At 39.3% G+C, this 15,652-nt stretch carries 10 protein-coding genes; 2 read left to right on the forward strand and 8 right to left on the reverse strand.

What is annotated here, in order from left to right; translation table 11 throughout:
- Positions 1-2: 2 nt before the first annotated feature.
- Together QZ289_RS01840 and QZ289_RS01845 are read right to left on the reverse strand one after the other, a co-directional pair.
- On the reverse strand, positions 3-992 hold the full coding sequence (locus tag QZ289_RS01840) for an iron ABC transporter permease (RefSeq protein WP_295698578.1): 990 nt from the start codon (positions 990-992) through the stop codon (positions 3-5).
- Positions 992-3,187 (reverse strand): TonB-dependent receptor, encoded by a 2,196-nt coding sequence (locus QZ289_RS01845; RefSeq protein WP_295698581.1) that lies wholly within the window; start codon positions 3,185-3,187, stop codon positions 992-994. The genes QZ289_RS01840 and QZ289_RS01845 overlap by 1 nt, the downstream gene beginning before the upstream one ends.
- 110 nt (positions 3,188-3,297) lie before the next feature.
- Between QZ289_RS01845 and QZ289_RS01850 the strand changes: the two genes are divergently transcribed.
- Together QZ289_RS01850 and QZ289_RS01855 are read left to right on the forward strand one after the other, a co-directional pair.
- Entirely contained in the window at positions 3,298-4,782 is a 1,485-nt protein-coding gene (locus QZ289_RS01850) for a hypothetical protein (RefSeq protein ID WP_295698583.1), read from the forward strand.
- A complete protein-coding gene (locus QZ289_RS01855; protein ID WP_295698585.1) occupies positions 4,779-5,816 on the forward strand; it encodes an ABC transporter substrate-binding protein in 1,038 nt (345 codons plus the stop codon). The genes QZ289_RS01850 and QZ289_RS01855 overlap by 4 nt, the downstream gene beginning before the upstream one ends.
- Positions 5,817-5,836: 20 nt before the next feature.
- Here the strand turns inward: QZ289_RS01855 and QZ289_RS01860 are convergent, their stop codons facing one another.
- The 6 genes from QZ289_RS01860 to QZ289_RS01885 form a co-directional block, all read right to left on the reverse strand.
- Positions 5,837-8,254, reverse strand: coding sequence for a tetratricopeptide repeat protein (locus QZ289_RS01860; protein WP_295698587.1), 2,418 nt, complete (start codon positions 8,252-8,254; stop codon positions 5,837-5,839).
- A 9-nt stretch (positions 8,255-8,263) separates the two neighbouring features.
- A complete protein-coding gene (serS, locus tag QZ289_RS01865; RefSeq protein WP_295698588.1) occupies positions 8,264-9,532 on the reverse strand; it encodes a serine--tRNA ligase in 1,269 nt (422 codons plus the stop codon).
- Between the two features lie 187 nt (positions 9,533-9,719).
- Entirely contained in the window at positions 9,720-10,412 is a 693-nt protein-coding gene (locus QZ289_RS01870) for a Bax inhibitor-1/YccA family protein (RefSeq protein WP_295698591.1), read from the reverse strand.
- Positions 10,413-10,512: 100 nt separating this feature from the next.
- Positions 10,513-11,418 (reverse strand): methylenetetrahydrofolate reductase, encoded by a 906-nt coding sequence (locus QZ289_RS01875; RefSeq protein WP_295698593.1) that lies wholly within the window; start codon positions 11,416-11,418, stop codon positions 10,513-10,515.
- 32 nt (positions 11,419-11,450) lie between these two features.
- Positions 11,451-13,709, reverse strand: a complete 2,259-nt coding sequence (gene metE, locus QZ289_RS01880) for a 5-methyltetrahydropteroyltriglutamate--homocysteine S-methyltransferase (RefSeq protein ID WP_295698595.1) — start codon at positions 13,707-13,709, stop codon at positions 11,451-11,453.
- A gap of 655 nt (positions 13,710-14,364) precedes the next feature.
- On the reverse strand, positions 14,365-14,919 hold the full coding sequence (locus tag QZ289_RS01885) for a hypothetical protein (RefSeq protein ID WP_295698596.1): 555 nt from the start codon (positions 14,917-14,919) through the stop codon (positions 14,365-14,367).
- Positions 14,920-15,652: the final 733 nt, after the last annotated feature.

The following is a 15,652-nucleotide window of genomic DNA, read 5'->3' on the forward strand; positions in this document are numbered from 1 at the left end:
TATTAGCTCCTTTTACTTTTACGCAAGATGTAGATAAAAAATGGCGCACCAAAAAGCGAAGTAAGGATAGAGATGGGAATCTGTGAAGCAGACATCGTGCGCGAGAATGTATCCACCACAACTAAAAATAACGCCCCTATAAACAAACTCAAAGGCACAATCTTGCTTGTATCATTGCCTACTATAAGCCTTGCGATATGTGGCACAAGCAGCCCTATCCAGCCTATCACACCACATACACTAATCGCACAGGCAACAATCATCGTGCTTGCAAATATGCTTAAAACGCGCAAGAGAGGTAGATTCACACCTAGAGAAATCGCCTCATCATCTTGCAGCATTAAGAGATTAAGCTTCCAGCGCAAGATAAAAATTACGCCTATCCCCAGCATAATACCCACTAAACTCCATATCACATACGTATCTAGCGAAGTATCTAATGAGCCTAAAAGCCAATAAGTAATGCTAGGCAAAGTATCCTGCGGGTCAGCTACATATTTGCAAATGCCAATCAAGCTTTGAAACAACGCGCCGATGATAATCCCGCTTAGAATCATACTTGTAGTTTCATAGGGCATATTTTTGTTATAGCCTATCAGCACGACTAAGGCTAAAGAAGCTAAGCCAAAGATAAAGCCTACAAAGCTAATATAGCCTATACTTAACCCTAGCAGCAGCCCAAGCACCGCGCCAAAGCTCACTCCGCTTGTAACGCCCAAAATATCAGGCGTGGCTAGAGGATTCCTAAACAGACTTTGAAATGCCACTCCCGCCGCACTAAGCCCCGCTCCTATGACAATGGCTAAAATAATGCGAGGCAGACGAAAGGAGAAGATAATATTACTCTGTGTCTCATCGCCTTGTCCTACAAGGCAATATAGCACATCAATAAAGGAGATATTATATCGCCCCACACTTAAGCAAAAACTCCCCACAAGCGCAATAATAAGAATCTCGCCACTATATAACACCAAAGGCTTAACAAGATTCATTAGTAATTCCAAATATATTTCACAAATACATTTCTACCGGGCTCAACAAGCGGATTGGTAAGCGCGATATTATGATTTATGCTTTGCACCACCACAGGATTGCGCCCTATACTATCAAAGAGATTACTCACCCCTACTAAAAGCTCCATATCTTGCGCCCTCGCGCTAAAGCCCCCTAGCTTTAATCCCACATAGATATCACTCATCGTATAAGCCGTAGTCTTGCGCTCTTCACCCACATCTATGCGCGTTTTTGTTCCATAGGCTCTTTGCGTCCAGTGTAAATGCCATTTGCGGAAGTTTAAATCAAAAGAAACCTGCCCATAAAGTGGTGCAAGATAGGCAATAGGCTTTTTATCAGTGATATTTTGCCCATAGTTATACGCTCCTGCATAACGTATCACAAACACATCATCAAAAAAGCTATGTCTGCCCTCTAGCTCCGCTCCGGTGATATATGCTCGTCCCACATTCTCATAGCGATACAAATTTGTAACATTTGTAATGTTAGCATTTTGATAGGTGCTAAGGGTCAGCATATCTTGATAGTAAGTAAAGAATCCTATTAATGAGACAAAGTGATTATCACTTTGGATTCTAAAGCCAAATTCCGCGCTTTGTGAATACTCTGGTTTAATGAGCGGATTTGCTAATGTAAGCGAAGAGTTGCCTCCGGGAGTGGTTTGCATACGAGTGCCTGCGGCTGGGGCTTTGAAATTATGCGAGATATTGATCACATTGCTCACATAATCATTAAAAAATAGCACAGAGCCAAGCGCACCTGTGATTGCGCCATTGTGGATAATGCTATTTTCATCTAAGAGTTTTGCGGATTCTATATAACTAGCTTGATTGTTCCCTCCTGCAATCTGTGTATTTTCCGTGCTTGAGCGGGTTTTGGAAATAGTGCTTAGCACATAATCCCCGCGCAAAGAGGCAGAGAGTATCCAATTATTTGTCGCGCTATAATCATCTTTTGCAAAGATGGCAAAGTCTGTGCTGGTGCTGGGACGATTGGTCGTATTGGCAGCACCGCTCCCAAGATTAATCTGTCGCACTTGTGTGGGTGAGATAGTACTTTCAAACTCCACGCCATAAGCGAGACTATGCTTCCCTATCACACTATTATAGATAAGCCTTCCGCCAAAATAATTATTATCATAAACTTTTTGGTGGATATTTGCGCCATTATTAAATGCACTGCGATTATTCCAAATATCCGTATCCCAATGGCGATAGTACAAATAACTCTCCATAGAATCTGCAAAGCTTAGATTATAAGACTTCGCGCCAATGCGGAGATAATATTCACTTATAGGATTTTCGCTCATATAGATTCCATAAGAGCTTCCCGGAGCTGCGCCATAACCTCCTGCGCGATGAGATTCTATCCTTGTGATACGCCCTTGTGTGTAATAACGTGTGGCATTCTTTGTATAGCCGATGTTAAAATCTATGCCATAGTAGTTAAAAGATGAGTTTTTCGCCTTGTTGCTGCCATTTTCGGTGATGGGTGTGCTGTAATCACTCGCAGTCTTTGCTCCAAAGCCAATAAGCATATCCCAGCCTCCGCCTAATATCTCTGCCCTCCCGCCAAAGAGATTATTCACACTACCATACTCTAAAGCTCGGATTCTCGCTGTGGCTTTGAAAGACTCGCCCCCGATATTGTAATTTGACGTGCGAGAGCGGAAGTTAATCACGCCATTTTGCGCATCACTCCCCCAAAGTGAGCTAGCCGCACCGCGCAAAACTTCTATACTCTCAAAAGCATAAGGATCTAGGGTATTAAACTCTAAAGTAGAGCGTCCAGAGAAGCGCACTCCATCAATCATTATGATGGAGCGTTGATTATTACTATTTTGCCCACGGAATGTAATCTGCCCATTAATCCCACCAGAGCGGGAATACAAAATGCCCGGGACATTTTCTAGCACACTTTGGATATTACCCGTGCTCGATTCTAGCAATGTATTGCTATCAACAATACTGATTTGCTTACTTTGAAACTCTAGTGGCAACTCACTTGAAGAGACTTGCGCCTTGATAACAGACTTTTCAAGTTTCACATTTTGTATATTTTCATTCTCATTACTGATTTTTGAATCTTGCATATTATTCTCTTGTGTAAAACCAAATGTGCAAAAAAGTAAAGTAGCATAGATATATGTAAAATTGGGAATTGTGGCTTTCATTATGCGTCCTTTTAAGTAAAAATTAAAATTAAGAGCGGTTATTGTATTGAAAAAGAAAAAAAACGCAATAGAATTTCCAAGATTCTTAAAACAACACAAAAGGAGAAAAAATGGGTGCGATGATAGATTCCTGTAATGCAGAGGAAAACCACAAATTAGAGGCTTTTTATCAACATAAAGAACTCAATGCTTTTGGCAAAATTGCCTATATTGACACAGGGAGCTTGAAAAGCCAAAGTTTGAGTGAGCATTTCTTGTATCGGCATATTTTAGAATATGTGAATCTCTATGAAGATTTTAAAGATATAAATTTGCTTGAGTTTTGCTCTATTGTGCTGCCTATCGGGATTGATGAATATTTTTTGAGCCTCTTTAGAGATAAGATTTTACATTATTTGCAATCTGGTGGCGTGGTGCTGTCATTTATGAGCGATTTTGAGCGCATTTTACCCCATAGCAGTGGCTATATACAAAGTGCTATGCCTATCGTTAAGCGAGTGGTGAAGTTTGAGAAAAGCCAAAGTGCAAATATCATTTTTGAAGGTGTGAGGAAGTATGATATAAACTACCGCATGGGCGTTAAGGGCTTTTTCAATCGTGGGTATTTTGATGTGAGTGAGCTGCCTGATAGTATCGAGTGGATATTAAGCGATAATGAGGGGCGATGTGTGGGCTATATCGATGCAGATTCTACCAATGGCGTGATGCTCCTAACCGCAAATGCGGATTTGCTAAGCTTTGGGCTATTTGATAACACCACAGCAAGAAAAATGGGGCTTAATCTCCTCAAATGGCTTTTGCAAACCTTGCAAAAAAAGGACTACAAAGCCCTAAGGCAAAAGGCAACACAATATCCAAATAACGATGATGTATCACGCATTCCTGTAGAATCTTATCTTAACTTTAAAGCAGATAAAAGTAAGCAAAGCCTCTCACGCCCAGAGCTTAAAAATGCCATTATCACAGGCGGAGGCTCGTTCCATCGGTATTTTTTCAGTAATAAAAATGCAAAATACGCGCATTTCTTTAGCAAACGTTGTCATTTTTTGCATTTAGATTCACTCAATTTCAATGATTTTGATTACATCGTCCTTGCTTCAAGATTGAATGTAAAATACCTTAACCCGCATAAACAAAAATTTTTAGACTATCTGCAAAATGGAGGGCATATCATCTCTTTTGGGGAGATTATGGGGGATTATCTGCCTAATGTAATATGGAAAGATTATGAAGTGAATTTCTGGTGGTGGCTCATTGATGGGGCGAATATGCCCTTATATGCGCTTGATGTCAATGGAGAAAAAACAGAGGAGAAAACCACTCAAGGATTATTTAGCAAAATCCCTGTGAGTGTGGCGAAATGGCATTGCCACGGGGCATTCTACCCACCTCAAAATGCCCAAAAGATTCTCATAAATGAACTTGATGAGAGCATTATCTATAAAGATACTTCATTTAAGGGAAACTTATATATCACTTCACTTGATCCTGAATTTCACTTAGGGCAGGGCTTTATGCCTACAACAGAGCCGTTTTTTGACGCCTTTATGCAATGGGTGGAGGAAGATATTTTACGCACAAAAGGGAATCTATGAAGTTTATTGCATATCTTGCTGCTTTAATGCTTTGCGCGAGTGCGTGGGCGGCATATCCCTATACACATATAGATGACAAAGGCTATAAGACTACTATCGCTAAAAAGCCCTCACGTATTGTCATCGTTGGAGGTATGTGGCCCCTGCCCTCTGTGATTATGCTCTTAGAACATAGTGCTAAAAGCATTGTGTATATGCCAAAGGCAAGTAAAAACGCGCTAAAAGCGTCCTTTATGCTAGAGCTTTTCCCCCAAATCGCGCATATCAAAGATGGAGAGAATGAAAATATAGAGGAGCTATTGCTCTTAAAGCCTGATTTGTTTATCTGCCATAATGCAAACACAAAGCTATGTCAAGCGATGAAAAAAAGTGGGATTCCCACCATAGAGGTAAGTGTGAGCGCGTGGGGATATGACTCATATCAAAGCATTAAAGGTTGGCTCACGCTTCTTGCGCCTATTTTAGACAAGGAGGAGGTGGCGGGACGATTTTTAGACTATACGCAGGGGATTCAAAAGCGGCTTGATGAGGCATTACAAGGAGAAAAAAACAAGCCTAGAGCCTTAATCATTCATCATTTTGATAATTATCAATCGTTTTCAGCGGGTGGAATCTTCGCTAACTCTTTGTTGCAAAATAGCGGAGCGGAAAATGTTTTGCAGGATAAGGGCATTGTGAAAATGACGCTTGAAGAGGCATATAGGCTTAATCCTGATATTATCTATCTTAATAATTTTAATACACTTTTGCCAAGTGATTTGCTTAATAATCCCCTCTGGCAGCCACTTCTTGCAGTGCAGAATAAAAGGGTGTATAAATTCCCTCTTGGCTCTTATCGTCCCTTTGCTCCTAGCTTAGATTTGCCTATTGTTTTATTATGGCTCTATCAGCATAATTACCCGCAATATGCAGATAACAAGGCACTTTTAGCCCAAACGCAGCAATTTTATAAAGATATTTTTGCCATCTCGCTTACACAAAGGCAAGCAGAAGCCATATTCACGCCTAAAAAGGCTGCTGGGGAGATAAAATAGTCTCCTCATAAGTATAGAAATTATGGAGATTGAAGCAAATTACTCGTATCAATCTCAAAATCAAAAAACTCGGATTCAAAATTACTATTGGCTATCTTATCATAATGCTGCACAGCAGCCTTCATATTTTTACCCTCTTGATAGAGTAAGCCCAAAGCATAACGTGCCTCAAAATTCGTAGCAGATTCTATCTTAGCAAGTTGCAACAATGCTACGGCATTCTCGTGGCGATTTGCCCCCATTGCAGCGATAGCAGCTAAAAAGCGCGTTTGAGAATCTACTTCGTGTAAATCGTCAAGCAATGAGTTATAAATCGCAAAGGCTTTTTCAAAATCATTACTATAAATATAAGATAAGCCCAAAGCCTGCAAAATACCATTACTCGTTTGTGTCTCTGCTATAACCTTTGCTTCTAATTCTTCTTGGACAGAGTGTAAAGAGCCTGTTACAAATCCGACATAAATATAAAGCTCCCTTGCAAGCGAGGGTCCATAATAAATAGAGCGCATATCTAATTTTTTTTCCTTATATATTGCATTCATTTGCAATGCGACATCTTTAAGATTTACACGAAATCGCTTACCTAGCTCATACATTGTATTCGCCACAACATCATTTGTATAGATTCTTTTCAAATATTCAAACGCACCCACCACCTGCTTTTCATTCATAGCATAAATACCATAAACTGCCTGAAGTGCGTAATAGATAGGTTTGCGCTCATAGGGGGCTTGCTTTTGCAAATCACTAAGCCAATCAAGCGAATCAAGGGGTGAATCGCTTGTATAGCGAAAGAGGGAGAGCAAAAATTGATATTCAACTTTATTAGTAACGTTCATATCTGCTAAATCGCTAGAGATTGAATGACTTAAGCGCGTGGTATCTCTATAAGTAAGCTCTGCACACATAAGTGCAAAAATCCCCGCGATAAGATTATTTGAATCCAAATGATAAGCACGAATAAAATGCAAATATGCATTGTCAAAATCACTCATTTGTGCATAGAGCAGCCCCACATTATAATGCAAAACAGAGTGATTAGGATAGGTTTTGAGCGAAGATTCCATAGATTTGAGGCTTTGACGTATATCTTGCCGTAGCGCTAACGTGCGTAAATCTTGAGCAATTGAGCGATTAATCTGTGAGACTTTCTGCCCCTCTTGCAATGTGCTTTTAGCATTTTGAATATTATTTGCGTGAGCATTAAGATTTCCATCATCTATAATATCAAGTGCCTTTTGTGCATCAAAAACCAAAAAGGGCGCATAATAAAACAAAATCTTATAACCTAGGATTTTATTATGCTCAAAGCGACGATTCCAAAAATTCTCTTGAGCGAGATTAATATCAAACAAATCATCGCGTAACTTTACCTTAATAGGATAGACATCAAACACCTTTGCGTCTTCCTCTTTTGCATTTAATCTATCCAAAATGAGTGCGCTCTCTTTGTAATTATTGTTTTTGAGTTCAATAAGCTGCAATGCCATTAACGCCTGTGGATCGCCTGCGTGTGAGGCAAGATACTCATAGAGATATTGCCGCGCTTGAGTGTATTCCCCAAGTCGCGCGTGTAAAAGTGCAATAGCAAAATTATCATCTTTATTCGCCACTTGCTTGAGTTGAGCAAGGGCATTATACTCATCACCAAAAATCAAAAATACCTCTGCAGCCATCTTTTTACTCTCATTTACATAACTTTTGCTGCTTGGGTTCAAAAAGGGTGAGAGGGATTCAAAATAGAATCCTTTGTAATATTCCAATAAGCCATACAAATAGGAGTAAAGGGGTTGATTAGCCACATAGAACAAATAGCTTGAGCTAATGCCTAAATAATATTCATACAAATTCATATTACCAAGCATATATGCGCTATATGCCGCATTAAAGGCGCTCACGCTAATGTCTTCTCCCACGTGAATAGCCCCATCAAATGAACGAATAGCCTGCTGATAATCCCCCTCTTTAAGCTTAATCACACCTAGGTTATAATATGCAATAGATTGTGAATACACAGCAATATTTTCAAACAAATGCAATGCCTCTAGCTTATCACCCTGCTCATAGAGAATATTTGCCTTTTTAATCATATTGCCTAGTTCCGCTCCATCGACTTCGGGACGCTTTTGCTCACTAAGGATAGGTGCTGGCTGAATAATCTTGCGTGAGATATTCTCTACATCTTGGGCTTTCTTAGGTGAACTTACGAGTATCAAAACGATGAGTAAAATAAGAAAAATAACTACCAACGCCCCAATAGCAATAAGCCCAAACAGCATTATTTTATTATTTTTTATCTCATCAATAAATGGCTGAAATTTCGTGTTTAAGTTTGTAAGTAAGCCTGTAGCTTTTGCTTGGGCTGGGTCATTGGCATTAGAATCTGGGGCATTATTGTTTTCTGTCCCATCATCAAGATTGATTACTTCATCTGCCATAACATACCCCTAGAGATACTTTTGCAACACTTCAGGGATAGCAATACTCCCATCAGCTTGTTGATAATTTTCCATAATCGCAATGAGAGTGCGCCCAACGGCTAAAGATGAGCCATTAAGCGTATGTGCGAGGGCATTTTTACCATTTTCTTTATAGCGAATCTTTGCCCTCCTTGCTTGAAAATCCCGCGTATTTGAAATAGAGCTAATCTCGCGATAGCAATTTTGCCCGGGTAGCCACACTTCAATATCAATCGTATTACTCGCGCTAAAACCCAAATCCCCGCCACAAAGCTGTACTAAGCGATAAGGGAGATGAAGCGCACTTAAAATCCCACCTGCTGTTTGCACCATTTTTTCCTGCATTGCTTCACTTTGGCTAGGGTGCGTGATAGCTACAAGCTCTACCTTATCAAATTGATGCTGCCTTATCATACCCCTTGTGTCACGTCCCGCGCTTCCCGCCTCTTTGCGAAAGCAGGGCGTATGCGCAGTAAGCATAATAGGGAGATTCTCACTTGGGATAATGCTATCTTGGTAGAGATTGGCAAGCGTGATTTCCGCTGTGGAGATGAGATACAAATCATTTTCACTCTCCTCATCGTCAAATTGAGAATCCACCTTAAACATATCGTTTTCAAACTTAGGCAACTGCCCTGTGCCAAAGAGTGCTCGGGCATTGACAATCACAGGCGTTACCACAGATTCAAATCCGGCTTTTTCATTATAGTCTAGCATAAAATTAATCAACGCTCGATTGAGCCTAGCTCCCATACCTCGCAGCACGGAAAAGCGGCTTTTAGCAAGTTTCACACCAGATTCAAAATCTATCCAACCATTCGCCACGCCTAGCTCCCAATGCTCTTTAGGAGTAAAGTCAAAGCTCTTAGGAGTAAGAATGCGTCTTAACTCTACATTATCATTTTCATCTTCTCCCATAGGAGTGGCACTATCAGGCAAATTAGGGATAGTGTAGAGAAAATCTTGCAGTTTTGCCTCTATGGCGTTAAGCGTGGATTCTCTTTCGCTGATGGCAATTTTATTACTATCAAGGGCTGCTTTTAGCTCACTTACATCTTTTTGCTCTCTTTTATATGTGCCAAAGAGTTTGGAGGTTTTATTTTGAAAGGCTTGGAGATTCTCAAGCTCTTGTTTGCAGGTTTTATACTCAATAGTAATATTTTTTAGCTCATTGAGCAATTCTTTGCTTACTTTTTTAATACTAAGCTTTTGACTAATTACTTCAAAATCATTCACCAACGCCTTTGTATCAATCATAGCTTTCCTTCGCTTACAAATTCATCACTTTTAATCTATCACATATGGTAGTCAAAAAGCATTTTTTATTCCCAAAGGGATATATAAAGCACCTTATATAATAAAGTAAGTATTATCGAGAGTTTATAGCTAAGCTTAAGAAAAAGAAGAGAGGAAGCGCTATACTGGGAGAATTCTCCCAGTATATTTAATCTCTATTGGTAAGACCAATGAGTGAAAGTAAAGATACAAAAATATTATAGAAATCAAGATACAAGCTGATAGCCGCATCAACAGGGCTTGTGTATAAACCACGGATAATATTTTGTGTATCATAAGCAACATATACGCTAAAGAGTATCGCTGCCGCGCTTGAGATAAGCACTTGAAACATAGAGCTGCCAAGGAAAATATTAACGATTGAGCAAACGGCAACAACGATTAATGCAATAAAAAGCATTTTACCCATATTAGCCAAATCTTTGCGTGTTTTGATACCAAAAATGCTCATCACACCAAATATGATAGTACTCATCGCAAATGCCATAGCCACCGCACCTGCGCCTGCCTTGAGTGCTACCATAGCTACAAGAGGCGTAATAGCCAAACCTGTAAGTGTTGTAAAGATAAAGAGCATAGCGATGTTTAAGCCCGGTTTAGAGCGAGAAAACATCAAGCCAAAGAGAGCTGCGATTTCAGCGATGAAAATAACCATACGATTTTCAAACACCATTTGAAGATTCATAAAACCTACCATCGCCCCAATAAACGCAAAAAACAAACTTGCAGCAAAAAAGATGTAAGTTGTTTTCACAAACCTTACCAATGCACTATCATGAGCGGCAACACTCTCTGCTGAAGCGTGTGTATTGCTCATATAATTTCTGTCATAAAGTCCCATCATTTCTCCTTTTGTTAAAAATGAATGGCGCATTATGCCACATTTTTGCTAATAGCCTAAAAGATAAATGACAAACTTCTAAATTGCCTTGTTTTATACCTCAACCTCGCACAAACGCCTTAAACAAACTCGGTTTAGCACTCATAAAGTGGAATTTATTATGTAGAGTTTTTAGTGCATTAAAGAGATTTAAAGAAATGTCTAAGCCTACCTTTTTCTCCTCCTCTACACCCACATTATGCGCCTTTTCAAGCTTTTGCACCCATTCATTAGGAATATACACCCCGGGCAATTTATCACGCAAAAAAATTGCCCCCTTGTAGCTCATCACCGGAAAAAATCCAAGTATGAGCGCACAAGCAGTGCCTTGCTGTGCGTTATACCTTTCTAAATGTGTGAGCAGAAACTCCGCTGCCTCTAGTGAATATACCGGTTGGGTAAAAAGCGCATAAACTTGAGAAGCGCTTAGCTTTTTATGAATCTTATTAATAAGACTTTGAGGATTATTTGCATAGGCGTTGATGACTTGAAAATTATAGATTCTATCTACGCTCTCTTTGAGCATTTTGCCATTTATCGCTTTACCTGCATTTAGCCCATCGATGATAGAGCCAAGCTTCAAGGCATTATCCTCAAATACCCCCTTTGCCTCCGCACAATCCCCAAGCTTAATATTATCGCCCGTGAGTGTTAGAAAGGTGCGCAAACCAAATTCATTAGCGGCTAAAAGATCGCCGCAAAGGGCAATAGAGTTCCTATCACGCATAGCAAGCGTGCAGATGACTACCTTATTAAATTTTTGCTGTAATTTGATAGAGCTTAGAATCGATGACGGCTTCAATCGCGCTAGAGGCGAATCTGTGCAAACAAAGGCATCAACACCTTGCGTGTCTTGCAGCTGCTCTATAAGCTGCGTGCCAAGCCTAGCACTTAGACTTGGCGAGATTTCTAAGCTTAAAAAAGACTGCCTAGATTGAATCTTTTCTATCACAGATTCTACATTCATCTCTGCCCCTTGCTGTGTTTCAAAAGCGGATTCTACAAGCTAGAGCGCACTTTTTTCACGGCTTCAACGATATTAGCTAAGCTAGGCTTAACTTCCTCCCATTTTCTTGTCTTAAGCCCGCAATCGGGATTTACCCATAATTGCTCTTTAGGTAGCACTTCAAGCAAGGCTTTGATTTGCGCCTCTAGCTCTACGACACTTGGGATTCTAGGGCTGTGTATATCATATACGCCCGGTCCTACTTCGTGTGTATAGCCCACCTCTTTAAAGATTCTAAGGAGTTTATTGCCACTTCGCGCTGTCTCAATACTTATCACATCAGCATCAAGGGCTTCAATGGTTTTAATAATATCATTAAAATCGCTATAACACATATGCGTGTGAATCTGCGTTTCTGCCGCTGCTATGGCAGTAGAGGTTTTAAAACACTCTAGCGCCCAATCCTCGTATGCTTTGATATTTTCCCCTCTCAAAGGATAGCCTTCTTTAAACGCCGCCTCATCAACTTGTATGATTTTAATCCCTGCTTTTTGCAAATCATCAATCTCATCAGCGATACAAAGCGCGATTTGCTCACATACTTCACTTCGTGGCAGATCATCGCGCACAAAACTCCAGTTAAGAATCGTAACAGGACCTGTGAGCATACCCTTCATTACCTTGCTTGTGAGGCTTTGAGCAAAGCTTATCCAATCAATTGTCATAGGTTTAGGACGATGAATATCCCCAAAAATGATAGGTGGCTTCACGCAGCGGCTTCCATAGCTTTGCACCCACGCATTAGCACTAAATGTAAAGCCATCTAGCTGCTCACCAAAGTATTCCACCATATCATTGCGCTCTGGCTCTCCGTGCACAAGTACATCAATGCCTATCTCCTCTTGGAATTTCACACAATCCTTGATATAAGTTTTTATGCCCTCCTCATATTGTGCCTTAGTGATTTCACCTTTTTTATATCCTTGACGCAATGTGCGAATCTCACTTGTTTGAGGGAATGAGCCAATAGTCGTAGTAGGCAAAATAGGGAAGTTAAAATGCGCTTTTTGAATCTTAATGCGCTCTGCAAAAGATTCTTTGCGTTGCTTTTGTGTGTAGTTTTTTACACGTTGACGGATAGCCGCGTTATTAGTTTTAGTAGAATTTTTACGCAAGAGATTAATGCGCTTATTTTCTTGCAAAAATGCCTCCTCATTCCCGCCCTTAAAGGCATTCTCTAAAACGCAGATTTCTTGTATTTTCTCACACGCAAAGCTAAGCCAAGAGAGAATCTCTGCCTCTATCTTATCCTCGCCCTCTTTGCTAAAAGGCACATGTAAGAGTGAGCAAGACGCACTCACCACGATACGCTCCTTAGGGACAATGCGGCTTATAGAATCTAAAAGGGCAAGTTTAGATTCTAAATCTGCCACCCAAATATTGCGCCCATCAATCACCCCCGCATACAGCACCTTATCGCTTTTAGCAATAGATTCTAAACTCTCTATATTCTTTGCTCCTGCGATAAAGTCAAGCCCTATGCCATAGATATTGGTTTTTAGCAGAATCTCAGTTAGCTCGTTGCTATGCTCAAAAAATGTGCTTACAACCGCCTTAATGCCCTTTTGCGTGATGTTATTATACATACACTCAATCGCACTTCCCCCTTGAGAACACTCCAAGCCAAAGATACCCGCATTAAAGCCTTTAACAAAAATAGGCTCACTAAATTCCACCAAAACTTGTGAATCAAGCGTGGCAATTTGCTCAATTAAGTCAAAATACGCGCTTTTTAGCTTTTTAAATACCGCTTGTGGCTCGCCCTTGATAATCTTACTCAAAGCAAAAAATGTGAAAACGCCAATGAGCTGAATCTTTGGATTATAGCCCAACGCCTTTGCTTCTTTGTATTGCGCGATAATGCTAGTCGCATCGGCTTTATACTCATCATCAATGCTAAGCTCTGGCACAACATAATGATAGTTTGTGTTAAACCATTTTGTCATTTCACAAGCCACGCCATCTTTATGTCCTCGCGCCATCGCAAAATACCCCTCTAAACCGCTTAAGTGCTTAAATCTCGCTGGTTTGCACCCAAGCGCATAGGCTAAATCCAATACATTATCATAAAAGCTAAAATCATTTACACACACATAATCAAGCCCTTTTTGCAGCTCCCAATGCTTAGCACGGAGTGTTTTTGCTACTGAATCTAATTCCTGCTGACTACACTTCCCGCCCCAAAAGCTCTCCAACGCCTTTTTTAACTCTCTATTTTTCCCAATACGTGGGAATCCTAAAATGCTACTCATATAACTCCTTTTTGAATTTTTTTGTATTTTTACCAAAAATTTATAAATACAATATGTAATTTAAATTTTTTGTTTATAGATTTACGGCTTTTATTGCTTGTAAATACATCTATATACCTAAAAATAGGGATTCTAAAGTAGGATACAAAAAGTAGCATTACAATATGTAATTTAAATTTTGCGTTTGAAAGCAAAAAATGACAAAACATTGCAAAGTCAATATGGAGATATCCAAAGTATAGAATTTATTTTCTACACTGTTGTAGCTAAGCTGCTATTTTCTTTATCAAGTAAAGTTTTATCGAACAAATCCTTAGCAACGGCAAGGGTAGTTGAAATAAATAGTGTGTAGGTCAAGCCTACTACGAGTATTAAAGCATAATGTAAAAAAGCGGGGGGGGGCTTACAATCATTTATGTTGCCCATTCCCCACGAAGAGGAATACGCGCCGTGGCAATATAACAGCGCGATAATTAAAAACTAAGCTAGAATACATACGAATAACCCAATGTGCCTAAAACATTTGTGAAAGATGTGTTAGCACCTGCATCAGTTTGCACATTAGTATAATCTATAGGCAATATTTCGGCAAGGACTTCAAAGCGATGTTTACCTACACTTAAAAACACTCCTGCATTAATTAATGGACCAGTTTTTATACCATCTTGTCCAGAAAAATTGTCTTTATACATAAGCACAGCATATCCAAGCCCACACCGATCAAACCAAGACTACTTGTTTTATCTTCTCCAATGCTCATACCTACCATAGCATCAATGTTTAAAGCAACTAAGATGAAAGTTTGTGTGGCGAGTTCAGCATTAGCACCCTTACTTGAAGCAAATCCATTACCTGAATTCACATTAAGATAAGCGCGAAATCCTGATTGCGGGCTAAGGAACTTTTGATAACCTCCCATAAGCCCTGCAGTTGCAGCAAACGAACTAATACTATCGCTACTTCCTGTTGTGCTATTGCTATAAGGTAATCCTCCTCCAAGACTTGTACCCACAAGAAATCCTGTTTTTTCATCTGTACTCTTTTTATTGATGGACTCTTGGTGCTTTTTGATGATTTCTTTTGCCTTTTGATAATCTGTCCATTGAGATTTTTCATTCCCACTCTCGCTTTTTTCATCCTCCTCATTAGCTAATGCCGCTGTATGTAAGCAGCAAAGCAACAGCAAACCTATTTTTAACCAATCCTTCATTTTTTACTCCTTTTTTTTTAGAATGGAAAGAACATTGTATCATTTTTTTTGAAATCAATTTTTTTACATTTTATTGTCATTTATATTATTTTATATACTATTTTATACATTTTTAGTGAGATTATTGAATATTATTTTGAATTATATTATATTTTAAAATAATATAAATGATACTTTTTACAAAACAATTTCCACCCTATAAGCCCTCAACAACAGAATTTTCACCTCCTTAAATTTATGAAGATTAGATTCTCTATTTCCCTCTCTTAGGGGAATATATGTTTATCACCTATTCCCTCTTAGCCAAGAAAAAAAAGGGGGGGGGGGGCAGAAAAGCCTAAGCCGCAAAATCTACGGCTCTCTTTTATATGAGGGAGACTGGAAGGGAAAATTAAGAGGATAAAACTTCCATAATAAAGAAAAAAAAGGGACTTTTCTGTGGAAAGGGAAAGTTTTTGGATAAGATATGAAGATGCAAGGAGAAGCCACAAAAATACCCACAATTGAGAGCAACAAAAAATTCTTTTTGTAGAGGAAAATAAGTATTCACCTAAAATGCTTGTGCGCTTGTACTTACCTTAATCTTATAGAAAAATAAAAATAAGCAAAGATGGAAACTTAGTAAGTGATAATTTAAGATTTGAAGGTTAAAACTATGGCAGAGAGGAAGGGATTCGATAAATATTGTTTATAATTCCCTCATATAGGGATTAAGGTTTCTTTTGTCCCCAAT

It is taken from the genome of uncultured Helicobacter sp. (genome assembly GCF_910577135.1).
GTDB lineage: Bacteria > Campylobacterota > Campylobacteria > Campylobacterales > Helicobacteraceae > Helicobacter_C > Helicobacter_C mastomyrinus.

Excerpts from the sequence above, each read along its gene's own strand:
- QZ289_RS01840 (WP_295698578.1), bottom strand. The coding sequence starts at position 992 with ATGAATCTTGTTAAGCCTTTGGTGTTATATAGTGGCGAGATTCTTATT.
- QZ289_RS01845 (WP_295698581.1), bottom strand. The coding sequence starts at position 3,187 with ATGAAAGCCACAATTCCCAATTTTACATATATCTATGCTACTTTACTT.
- QZ289_RS01850 (WP_295698583.1), top strand. The coding sequence starts at position 3,298 with ATGGGTGCGATGATAGATTCCTGTAATGCAGAGGAAAACCACAAATTA.
- QZ289_RS01855 (WP_295698585.1), top strand. The coding sequence starts at position 4,779 with ATGAAGTTTATTGCATATCTTGCTGCTTTAATGCTTTGCGCGAGTGCG.
- QZ289_RS01860 (WP_295698587.1), bottom strand. The coding sequence starts at position 8,254 with ATGGCAGATGAAGTAATCAATCTTGATGATGGGACAGAAAACAATAAT.
- serS (WP_295698588.1), bottom strand. The coding sequence starts at position 9,532 with ATGATTGATACAAAGGCGTTGGTGAATGATTTTGAAGTAATTAGTCAA.
- QZ289_RS01870 (WP_295698591.1), bottom strand. The coding sequence starts at position 10,412 with ATGGGACTTTATGACAGAAATTATATGAGCAATACACACGCTTCAGCA.
- QZ289_RS01875 (WP_295698593.1), bottom strand. The coding sequence starts at position 11,418 with ATGAATGTAGAATCTGTGATAGAAAAGATTCAATCTAGGCAGTCTTTT.
- metE (WP_295698595.1), bottom strand. The coding sequence starts at position 13,709 with ATGAGTAGCATTTTAGGATTCCCACGTATTGGGAAAAATAGAGAGTTA.
- QZ289_RS01885 (WP_295698596.1), bottom strand. The coding sequence starts at position 14,919 with ATGAAGGATTGGTTAAAAATAGGTTTGCTGTTGCTTTGCTGCTTACAT.